12 protein-coding genes are annotated in these 9,552 nt (G+C 67.5%); 6 read left to right on the forward strand and 6 right to left on the reverse strand.

Annotated features, from left to right (window positions below; all coding sequences use genetic code 11):
- Window positions 1-50 precede the first annotated feature (50 nt).
- Entirely contained in the window at window positions 51-680 is a 630-nt protein-coding gene (locus ACNA7R_RS10470) for a TlpA family protein disulfide reductase (protein ID WP_416283509.1), read from the reverse strand.
- Between the two features lie 278 nt (window positions 681-958).
- Between ACNA7R_RS10470 and ACNA7R_RS10475 the strand changes: the two genes are divergently transcribed.
- Together ACNA7R_RS10475 and ACNA7R_RS10480 are read left to right on the forward strand one after the other, a co-directional pair.
- Window positions 959-1,111: a hypothetical protein gene (locus tag ACNA7R_RS10475; RefSeq protein WP_416283510.1), complete on the forward strand. Its 153-nt coding sequence runs from the start codon at window positions 959-961 to the stop codon at window positions 1,109-1,111.
- Window positions 1,112-1,163: 52 nt separating this feature from the next.
- Entirely contained in the window at window positions 1,164-1,838 is a 675-nt protein-coding gene (locus ACNA7R_RS10480) for a LysE family translocator (RefSeq protein WP_416283511.1), read from the forward strand.
- A gap of 25 nt (window positions 1,839-1,863) precedes the next feature.
- On the opposite strand, the gene ACNA7R_RS10485 is transcribed toward ACNA7R_RS10480, so the two are convergent.
- Window positions 1,864-2,535, reverse strand: coding sequence for an HD domain-containing protein (locus ACNA7R_RS10485; protein ID WP_416283512.1), 672 nt, complete (start codon window positions 2,533-2,535; stop codon window positions 1,864-1,866).
- 230 nt (window positions 2,536-2,765) lie between these two features.
- Between ACNA7R_RS10485 and ACNA7R_RS10490 the strand changes: the two genes are divergently transcribed.
- From ACNA7R_RS10490 to ACNA7R_RS10500, 3 genes are read left to right on the forward strand one after another with little or no spacing between them, the layout of a single operon-like run.
- A complete protein-coding gene (locus tag ACNA7R_RS10490; RefSeq protein ID WP_416283513.1) occupies window positions 2,766-3,182 on the forward strand; it encodes a cobalamin B12-binding domain-containing protein in 417 nt (138 codons plus the stop codon).
- On the forward strand, window positions 3,179-4,252 hold the full coding sequence (meaB, locus tag ACNA7R_RS10495; protein ID WP_416283514.1) for a methylmalonyl Co-A mutase-associated GTPase MeaB: 1,074 nt from the start codon (window positions 3,179-3,181) through the stop codon (window positions 4,250-4,252). The genes ACNA7R_RS10490 and meaB overlap by 4 nt, the downstream gene beginning before the upstream one ends.
- Window positions 4,253-4,298: 46 nt before the next feature.
- The gene (locus tag ACNA7R_RS10500; protein ID WP_416283515.1) at window positions 4,299-5,291 is read left to right on the forward strand and encodes an alpha/beta fold hydrolase; all 993 of its coding nucleotides are present in this window, start codon (window positions 4,299-4,301) and stop codon (window positions 5,289-5,291) included.
- Between the two features lie 86 nt (window positions 5,292-5,377).
- On the opposite strand, the gene ACNA7R_RS10505 is transcribed toward ACNA7R_RS10500, so the two are convergent.
- From ACNA7R_RS10505 to ACNA7R_RS10520, 4 genes are all read right to left on the reverse strand, one after another.
- A complete protein-coding gene (locus ACNA7R_RS10505; RefSeq protein WP_416283516.1) occupies window positions 5,378-6,232 on the reverse strand; it encodes an NAD+ synthase in 855 nt (284 codons plus the stop codon).
- 57 nt (window positions 6,233-6,289) lie between these two features.
- Window positions 6,290-6,472, reverse strand: coding sequence for a hypothetical protein (locus ACNA7R_RS10510; protein ID WP_416283517.1), 183 nt, complete (start codon window positions 6,470-6,472; stop codon window positions 6,290-6,292).
- A 108-nt stretch (window positions 6,473-6,580) separates the two neighbouring features.
- Window positions 6,581-6,970, reverse strand: coding sequence for a Zn-ribbon domain-containing OB-fold protein (locus ACNA7R_RS10515; RefSeq protein WP_416283518.1), 390 nt, complete (start codon window positions 6,968-6,970; stop codon window positions 6,581-6,583).
- Window positions 6,967-8,136 (reverse strand): thiolase C-terminal domain-containing protein, encoded by a 1,170-nt coding sequence (locus ACNA7R_RS10520; protein WP_416283519.1) that lies wholly within the window; start codon window positions 8,134-8,136, stop codon window positions 6,967-6,969. The genes ACNA7R_RS10515 and ACNA7R_RS10520 overlap by 4 nt, the downstream gene beginning before the upstream one ends.
- A gap of 164 nt (window positions 8,137-8,300) precedes the next feature.
- On the opposite strand from ACNA7R_RS10520, the gene ACNA7R_RS10525 reads away from it, so the two are divergent.
- Window positions 8,301-9,368, forward strand: a complete 1,068-nt coding sequence (locus tag ACNA7R_RS10525) for a M42 family metallopeptidase (protein WP_416283520.1) — start codon at window positions 8,301-8,303, stop codon at window positions 9,366-9,368.
- Window positions 9,369-9,552: the final 184 nt, after the last annotated feature.

Genomic DNA, 9,552 nt, shown 5'->3' on the forward strand with positions numbered 1-9,552 from the left:
AGTTCATGGCCCCACGTAGGGGACGAACGGAAAAGGATCCTCCGGTTCGGTTACCCGTCCGACTCGTTCGCGTCGTCCGCATCCTCCGGGTCCGGGGCTTCGGGCTCGGCCTCGAGGGCGCGCTCGATTCCTCGTATCATGTTGCTGGCGCCGGTGCCGCCCGTGTCCTCCCAGTGGACCTCGCCATCGGCGTCGAGTGCGATGACCGTCGGGAACCCGCGAACCTCGTAGTAGTCGTTGATCGTCCCGTCCTCGTCGATCCCGACCGTCCACTCGCCGCCGTGTTCGGCCCACCAGTCGGCCAGTTCCTCCTCGGTGGGGTCCGGGCCGGAGCGGGGATCGACCATCGAGACGAACCGAACGTCGCCGTCCGGACCGACGTCGTACCGGGACTCGAGGTCGGCTCTGGCGTCGCCGATCGTCTCGATCAGTCCCTCGCTCGTCGGGCACATCGTCCGGGTCGGGTTGAGAAACGTGACCTGTCCCTCGCCCGGGACCGTCGTCGTCCCGGCCTCGCTGCCGGGTGCGTCGACCGTTCGAAGCTCGAACGGCGGTGATTCGGGGTCGTCGTCCGGTTCGGTATCGGGGTCGTCGTCAGCGTCCTCGCCGTCGTCCTCGAGACAGCCCGCCACCGCGCTCGTCCCGACGACCGCGAGCAGCACTCGGCGGTTCAACCTCATCGCTTCTCCGGATGTCGGTTCCGGAGACCGTCCGTTCCGAGTACGGAATCGAGCCATGCTTGCAGTCTCGAGCCTCGAGAGCAAAGACCCGACGATCGCCCGACGCAACGAGTGACAATAGCCAGTAGAAATAAGGGTACCCGGGTGAACGTTCAGTCGAACGCCGACTCGGGAGCCAGCGTCTCGAGTGGGAACCGAGCCGAATCCATGATCCACGACCGTCCGACACGTTCGACGCCTCGCTCGAGACGACCGCAAGCACCGAACCCGAGTGGACGATGACCCGCGACGCCGCCGACTCGGAGTCCTCGGGAACGCTTCCAGACTGTCCCGTCTGCGGGCAGTCGATCGTGACGGTAACGCTGACCGGACCGACCGAGGGGGTGGCCTCGCCCTGTGGCTGCCAGTTCGTTCCCGGCAGCCTCGAGTAGCAGTCGAACGCGTCGTTTTTCACGACGGGCGACGGAGAGTGAACCGACTATCGTGCCAGTCGCCACCGCGCTCGCCGGCGTCCTCTTCGGTATCGCACTCGCCGCCCCGCCGGGGCCGATGAACGCCATCATCGCCGAGGAGAGCGTCGTCCGCGGCTGGTCGGCCGGCTTCCGGGCGGGACTGGGCGCGATGCTCGCCGACGTGCTCTTCTTCGTGCTCACGCTGGCCGGCGTCGTGGCCGTGATCGATCGCTACCCGCTGGTTCGTCCCGTGCTCTACCTGCTCGGCGGACTGCTCATGTGTTACTTCGCCGTCGGCGCGGTGCGGGAAGCGCGAGCCGCGACCTCCTTTACTGACGGGGGCCACGCGACCTCGACCGGCTTTCGCAAGACGTTCGCGCTGTCGCTGACCAACCCCTACCAGATCGGGTTCTGGCTGACCGCCGGCGTCGGCCTGCTCCGACCGGGATCGCTGGACGTCCTCGCGCACGTCCCGGCCGTCGGCGCCGCTCTCGAGGGCGCGCTCGTCGTCGAGACGGGATCAGCGGCGCTGCTTGCGGGCTTCTTCGGCGGCATCGCGGTCTGGATCGTCCTCTACCCCGCGGGGCTGGTGTCGGCCGGCCGGCGGGTCGACGCGCTGGCGCCGATCGTCGCCGCGGGCAGCGCGCTCGTGCTGGCGGGCTTCGGCGTCGTCTTCCTCGCGGTCGGGGCGATGGGGCTGGTCTGACGAACTGCCGGAAGTCGCTACCGTCTCAACCCATCGCGGCGATCTCGTCCTCGAGCCACTCGCGGAACCACTTCACGCGCTTGAGCCGCTGGTGGGCGATCCCCTCGGCGGTGTCGCTCTCGACCCGCGAGGCGGCGTCGTACCCCCGCTCGAGGACGCGCTCGACCATCTCGTCGGTATCCATGTGGGTCCGGGCCTCGTACCCCATCCGCAACAGCATGAGGGCGGTGCCGTTGGCGCCGATCTTGTCCAGCAGGTCGGCCTCGATCAGACACTGCGTCTCCAGCGAGACGTCGTTCAGGTCGCCCTGGAAGGCGTGTTGTTCGACGGCGCGACACACCTGGTCGATAAACGAGTCGGGGTACTCGGCGCGGGACTCGAGGTACTCGCGGGCGACGCGGGCGCCGGCCTCCGGGTGGAGGTCCTGGTCGGTCTCGAGTTTCGCCACGTCGTGAAACAGCGCGGCGACGCGGGTGATGTCGACGTCGGCGCCCTCCTTCCGGGCGATTTCTTCGGCCAGCGAGACGACGTTGAGGATGTGGTTGTGGCGGTACTCCGCGGAGTGCCAGGGGTACCAGCGCATCCGTCCGCCCTCCTCCTCCTTCTCGACGCTTGCAGCGAGGTACTCGAAGACGAACTCCTGCATCTCCTCGAACTCGGCGTCGGTTACTCGGGTTTCTTTTATTTCGACGCCCATGAGAGATCCCTCCGCAATAGATGTACGATACTCATTGGGTGAATGTAAGCCGGTTTCGCTCTTAGGCCTTTGGTTCGGAATGGTTGGTGTTGGCACGGTCGCCCGGAGCTGTCCGGTTCGGTACCGTTTCGGTCGCGACCGAGCCGATCCCCCTCGGACGAACGGGCCCGGCCGGAGAGATTTGCAGGAATTTCCGTTAAAGTCAAACAGCCGGCTCGGGAAGGGAGCGTATGAGCAGTGAACAGGAGCAGGAGTCGATCCGCTGTCTGGTCGCCAAGGTCGGTCTCGACGGGCACGACCGCGGCGCACACGTCATCGCGCGCGCGTTCCGCGACGCCGGGTTCGAGGTCATCTACTCGGGGCTGCACAAGGCTCCCGAGGAGATCGTCCAGGCCGCGGTCCAGGAGGACGTCGACGTGCTGGGGATCTCGATCCTCTCCGGCGCCCACGACACGCTCGTCCCGAAGATCATGAACGGACTCGAGGAGTACGACGCGAAAGACGACACCCTCGTCCTCGTCGGCGGCGTCATCCCCGAGGAGGATCGCCCCGAACTCGAGGCCGAGGGCGTGTCGGCGATCTTCGGCCCCGGAACGTCGATCGAGGAGACGATCGAGTTCGTCCGCGAGAACGCACCCGAGCGATGAACGCCGACGACGAGACGCTACTGGCGGAGCTGCTCGAGGGGAAACACCGCGCGCTGGCCCGGACGATCTCGAAGATCGAGAACCGCGCGCCGGGCTACCGGGAGCTGATCTCCGAGCTGTACACCCACACGGGCGAGGCCGAGGTGATCGGGATCACGGGCAGCCCCGGCGCGGGAAAGTCGACGCTGGTCGACAAGCTCGCCGAGACCTACCGCGAGCGCGGCGAGACCGTCGGGGTCATCGCGATCGACCCCTCCTCGCCGTTTACCGGCGGAGCGGTGCTCGGCGATCGGATCCGGATGGCCTCGACGGTCGGCGACATGGACGTCTTCGTCCGGTCGATGAGCGCCCGCGGCACGCTGGGCGGGCTCTCGACCGCCACCGCTGACGCCGTCAAGGCGATGGATGCCTTCGGGAAGGACAAGATCATTATCGAGACCGTCGGCGCCGGACAGAACGAGATCGACATCGTCCGCACCGCCGATACCGTCGCCGTGCTCGTCCCGCCGGGGTCGGGCGACGACGTCCAGACGCTGAAGGCGGGCATCCTCGAGATCGCGGACGTCTTCGTCGTCAACAAGGCCGACCGTCCGGGCTCCGATCGAACGGTCCAGGAGCTCCGGGAGATGATCGAACTCGACTCTGGCGGCGGGTTCGGCGGGGGTGGCCACCACGGCCCCGACGCGGGGGGCGACGGCGGCGGCTCCGCGGTCGCGGCCCAGGACGACCCCGAGGAGCGCGCGACGTGGACGACGCCCATCGTCGAGACCGTCGCCACCGACGGCACCGGCGTCGACGACTTCATCGACGAGCTGGCGGCCCACCGGGAGTACCTCGTCGACTCCGGCGCCCGCGCGGAGAAGGCCCGCCAGCGCTCGGCCGAGGAGATCCGAACCCTGCTGCGCGAGGACGTCCACGCCATGCTCGAGGAGGAACTCGAGCGCGCGGGCGGGATCGACGACCTCGCCGACGCGGTCGCCGCGGGCGAGACCGACCCCTACACCGTCGCCGACGAGGTGCTCTCGCCGGTCGAGGACTGTCTCGACGAACTCGAGACCCGGGACCCATAGCTGTGCCAACCGCAGGCCTAAGGTAATCGCCGCGGTACGAGTTGGTATGCGAGTCCGAACAGTTCTTGGAGGGATCGTCGGAACCGTCGGGGCCGCCGTGCTCGGCAACCGACTCCTGAAGCGTCGCGCCAGCGAGTTCGAGCACCGACTGCCCGGCCTCGAGCGAACGTACCGCTGGCGGGGGATGGAGGTGAGCTACACCGTCGCCGGCGATCCGAACGACGACGACCTGTTGCTCCTGCACGGGATCCACGCCGGCGCCAGCAACTACGAGTTCGAGCCCGTCATCGAACTGCTGGCGGAGAACTACCGCGTCGTCGCCGTCGACCTGCCCGGGTTCGGGCGCTCGGAGCGACCGCCGCTGGTCTACTCCGCGGGGCTGTACGCCGAGTTCATTCGGGACTTCGCGGCCGACGTCACCGACGAGCCGATCGTCATCGCCTCCTCGCTGACCGGAGCGTTCGCCGTCGACGCGGCCGAGGACGGCGAGTTCGAACACCTGGTGTTGATCGGCCCGACCGGCGACACCGGCGACAGCCGTCCGTGGCTGCGAACCCTGATCCGATCGCCCGTCGTCGGCACGACGCTGTTCAACCTGCTGGCGAGCAAACCCTCGATCCGGTACTTTTACGACCGCGACGGCTACTACAACCCGGACCGGATCGACGACGACGAGATCGAGTACGCCTGGACGAGCGCCCACCAGCCCGGCGCCCGGTACGCCCCCGCCTCCTTCGCCTCCGGGACGCTCGATCCCGACTTCGACCTCCAGACCGAACTCGCCGCCCTCGAGACGCCGACCACGCTCGTCTGGGGTCGGGACGCCGAACTCGTCCCGCTGCGGGAGGGACGAACCCTCGCCGACGCGGCCGATCGAGACCTCGTCGTCATCGACTACGCGACCCAGCTCCCCCACGCCGAATATCCCGGGAAGTTCGTCGAGTACCTGACCACGGAGTTGCTCGAGGGCGATCTGGGCGTCGACTCCGGGGCCAGTTCGGACTCCGGCATCGGCTCCGACTCCGACCTCGAGGCTTGATCGAGCGACCGACTCGCGAGGACGTCGCTGTCGTGCCGTCGAGTACGGGGTCGAAAAGAAACGACGTACTTCGAGACGAGAAACCCTTAGAACAGCGGTTCCGGTTCAGCCGGCGGCGACCGCTTGTGGGCGCTTTCCTCGTGGAACTCCTGGATACGCTCGACCGCCTCGACCGAGGTGTCGGTCAGCCGGGCCGTCACCGACGCGGGGAGGTTGCCGTCGACGTAGAACGCGAGGACGGCGTCGAGCGTGTCGTAGCTCATCCCCATCTCCTCCTCGTCGGTGCCGTAGTCGACCATCCCGCCGGTCGGCGTCTTCTGGACGACCGACTCGTCGACGCCCAGGTGGGCGGCGACCTGGCGGACCTGCTGTTTGTAGAGGTTGGCGAGCGGGTTGCAGTCGACGCCGCCGTCACCGTACTTGGTGACGTAGCCGGTCGCGAGTTCGGCGCGGTTCCCGGTGCCGAGCACGATGCGGTTCTCGCGGTTGGCCAGCAGGTAGATCAGCGTCATCCGGACGCGGGCGCTGGTGTTGCCGACGTAGCGGCCCTCCCACTCGTCCTCGGAGGGGTTCTCGGTCTCGGCGTCGCCCTGGGCCAGGACCTCCTCCATGATCGAGTCGATACCGATCACGTCGTAGTCGATACCCAGCTCCTCGGCGACGCGTTCGGCGTCGCTCATGTTCTCGTCCTGGTTTACTTCCTTCGGGAGGAGCACGCCGTGGACGTTGTCGGCGCCCAGCGCCTCGACGGCGAGGTAGGCGGTCGCCGTGCTGTCGATTCCGCCCGAGAGCGCGATCTCCGCACCGTCTGCGCCCATCGCGTCGACGCGTTCCCGAACGAAGTCGGTCAGGTGATCGATCTGCGCTTCCATCTCGTCTTCGGAAAATCGAAGGTCTACGGGGCTGATCTCGTCCTGCGTCTGCTTGTAGAGGGTGTCCATTGTGAGTACTGGATAACCGGGCGTGTGACTGAAAAGCCATACGCTTTCGTTATCAGATCAGGCCCTGATCTCCCCGATTTCGGGTGAACTATAATCTGTGATCTCGGCCTCGAGGCCCTGCTCGCGGAGCTCCCGGAACACGCCGTCGACGGCGCCGGTCGGAAGGGGGACGGACGCTAGCGTGAGTCTCCGGTCGGCCGCCTCCTCGACGAGAAAACACTCGGGTCGAGCGAACCACACGCCTCGCGGACGTCCCCGCGACGGTCGTCTTCGAGTATCAGGTACAGGAGACGCATGCACAGAAACCGTCACGACTCTCTCCTCGTCGGTCCCTCTCGAGTCCGCCCGTCAGACCGGGCTGAACCCGAGAACGCGCTCGCCGGTCGTCTCGGAGACCGACACCTCGAGTTCGACCTCGAGGCCGGTCTCGACGGTCTCGAGGTCGGCGCCGACGACCTGGCCGGTGAGTCGCACGGGACCGAAGCCGGCGACGGCCGTCGCGTAGGGGGCGTCCTCCTCGAAGGCGGGGGTCGGGACGTGGGTGACGGTAAACGTCTCGATCTCGCCGCTGTCGGGCAGCCGGGTCTCCTCGAGGTCGGTCGCACCGCAGTCCGGACAGACCCGGCGGGGCGGCAGCGAGGCGTGGCCCTCGGGACACTCGAGGCAGTAGGCGGCGTCCTCCTCGGCGGCGTCGAGCCACTCGTCGAAGCCGGCGTCCTGCACGTCGTCGTCGCTCATCGATCTGTCACCTCCAGAACGTGGACGGTTGCACTCGCGACCGTGCCACCCGCGTTGTGTGCCACCCCGGTCGTCGCCCCGTCGACGAACTCGCTGTTGGGGTGCTCGCCCGAAAGCAGGTCGGCGAGTTCGGCGATCTGGGAAACGCCGGTCGCCCCGACGGGGTGGCCCTTCGCCTTCAGCCCGCCCGAGAGGTTGATCGGCGTCTCACCGTCAGCCGTGGTTCGACCGTCCCGAGCCGCCGAGATCCCCTCGCCGACCGGCTCGAGGTCGAGCGCCTCGATCGCCAGCACCTCGGCGATGGTAAAGCAGTCGTGGACCTCGGCGACGTCGACGTCGGCCGCGTCGACACCTGCGTCGGCGTAGGCCTCCTCGCCGGCCTCGCGGGCGGCCGGCGACCGGGCGAGGTACTCGCGGTCGTGTAAGGCCATGCGGTCGCCGCCCTGGCCCGTCCCCGAGATCGAGACCGGCGCGTCGAGGTCGTGTTCCTCGGCGTAGGCCTCGCTGACCAGCACGGTCGCGGCGGCGCCGTCGGAGATCGGACAGGAGTCGTACAGTCCGAGCGGCTCCGAAACCGGGGGCGCCTCGAGCACGTCCTCGATCTCGATCGCGCTCTGGTACTGGGCCTTCTCGTTGGTCAGGGCGTTCTCGTGGTTTTTCATCGCGATATGGGCCAGATCCTCGTGCTCGCCACCGTACTCGTCGAAGTAGGCCTGGGCCATCAGTGCGTAGGCGCCGGGGAAGGTCATCCCCGCCCGTACTTCCCAGAGGTCGTCGGCTGCGATCGCTAAGGCCTCGGTCGCGCCCGCGGTGCCGAGGTTGGTCATCCGCTCTGCGCCCCCGACGAGGACGACGTCGTCCTCGCCGTTGCGGATCCGCATGACGGCGTCGCGAACCGCGGTCCCGCTCGAGGCACACGCCGACTCGTAGCGGGTCGCCGGCGCCTGGATCCCCGCGGCCTCGGCCATCAGGGGGCCGTGGTGGCCCTGGTGTTCGGAGAGTTCGCCCATGAAGTTGCCGTACAACAGTGCGTCGACGTCCTCTCTGGGGACGCCGCTTTCTTCGAAGGCGGTAACCGTCGCCTCCGCGAAGAGGTCCCGGCTCGTCCGCTCGGGACTGTGACCGAACGCGGTTAGCCCGGAACCTGCGACACGTACGTCAGACATACGCATCCCTTGTGGACCGACCCGTTAATACCCCGCGGTTAATATCTCAACGTCGGCAGTACTGGCCGCTCAGACTGCAAATTAACTCTATTCCGAGTTCAACCTGGTGCCGGATACCGATCGGTTTCCACGCGCTTATCACCGATTCGTCCGCACGTTCGGACATGGAATCCCCTCCGTTCGATAGCGAACTTCTCGAGGAGTTGACCGAGACCAGCGGGGTTCCCGGCTACGAGGACCGCGTCCGCGAACTCGTCGTCGAGGAACTCGAAGAGAGCGTCGATCGCGTCCGAACCGACGCGATGGGTAACGTCGTCGGCACCCTCGAGGGCGACTCGGAGTACTCGGTCGCCGTCGCGGCCCACATGGACGAGATCGGCTTCATGGTTCGAAACGTCCGCGGCGAGGACGACGGCTTCGGCTTCGTCGAACTCGACGCGCTGGGCGGGTGGGACGCACGCGTCCTGAAGGCCCAGCGGGTGACGATCCACACCGAGGACGGCGACCTGCCGGGGGTCATCGGTTCGCCCCCGCCCCACACACTGGACGAGGAGGAACGCGAGAAGACCGCCAAGGTCGAGGACGTCGACGTCGACGTCGGCCTCCCCTACGAGGAGGCCGACGAGCGGATCTCGCCGGGCGACCTCGTCACGATGGACCAGACCACCGAGCGCGTCGGCGAGACGATCACCGGAAAGGCGCTGGACGATCGAGTCTGCCTGTTCGCGATGCTCGAGGCCGCGCGCCGCCTCGAGGCACCCGACGCGACGATCCACTTCTGTGCGACCGTCCAGGAGGAGGTCGGGCTCCGGGGGGCCAACGCCCTGGGCGTCGACGTCGATCCCGACCTCGCGGTCGCGCTCGACGTCACCGTCGCTAACGACCTCCCCGAGTTCGACAACGGCGAGCACGTCACCGAACTCGGCGAGGGAACGGCGATCAAGCTCAAGGACTCGAGCGTCATCACGAACCCGAAGGTCCACCGTCGGATGCAGGCCGTCGCCGACGACCGAGGGATCGACCACCAGCTCGAGATCCTGCCCGCGGGCGGCACCGACACCGCCGGCTTCCAGAACACCGCGGGCGCGAAGCCCGTCGGCGCGATCTCGATTCCAACGCGCTATCTGCACACCGTCACCGAGACCGCCCACGTCGACGATATCGCGGCCACCATCGACCTCCTCGAGGCGTTCCTCGAGACCGAGAACGGCGACCACGAGTACACCCTGTAAACCGCCTCGGGGTCGAGCGGTTCGAGACGCCGTCACGGACGACGTCGCTCCGCTCAGTCGCGAAAATCGGAAAGTTGGTAGTACGGTTTTGTTATTCAGAGTGGCTCGTAAACTACCCCGCCCTACTCCCTCCCTCACGCGGTGCGCTCGGTCGGTCCTTGAGGACGGGGCTTTCCGTGGATTT

The sequence above is a fragment of the Natronococcus sp. genome (assembly GCF_047921035.1).
Lineage (GTDB): Archaea > Halobacteriota > Halobacteria > Halobacteriales > Natrialbaceae > Natronococcus.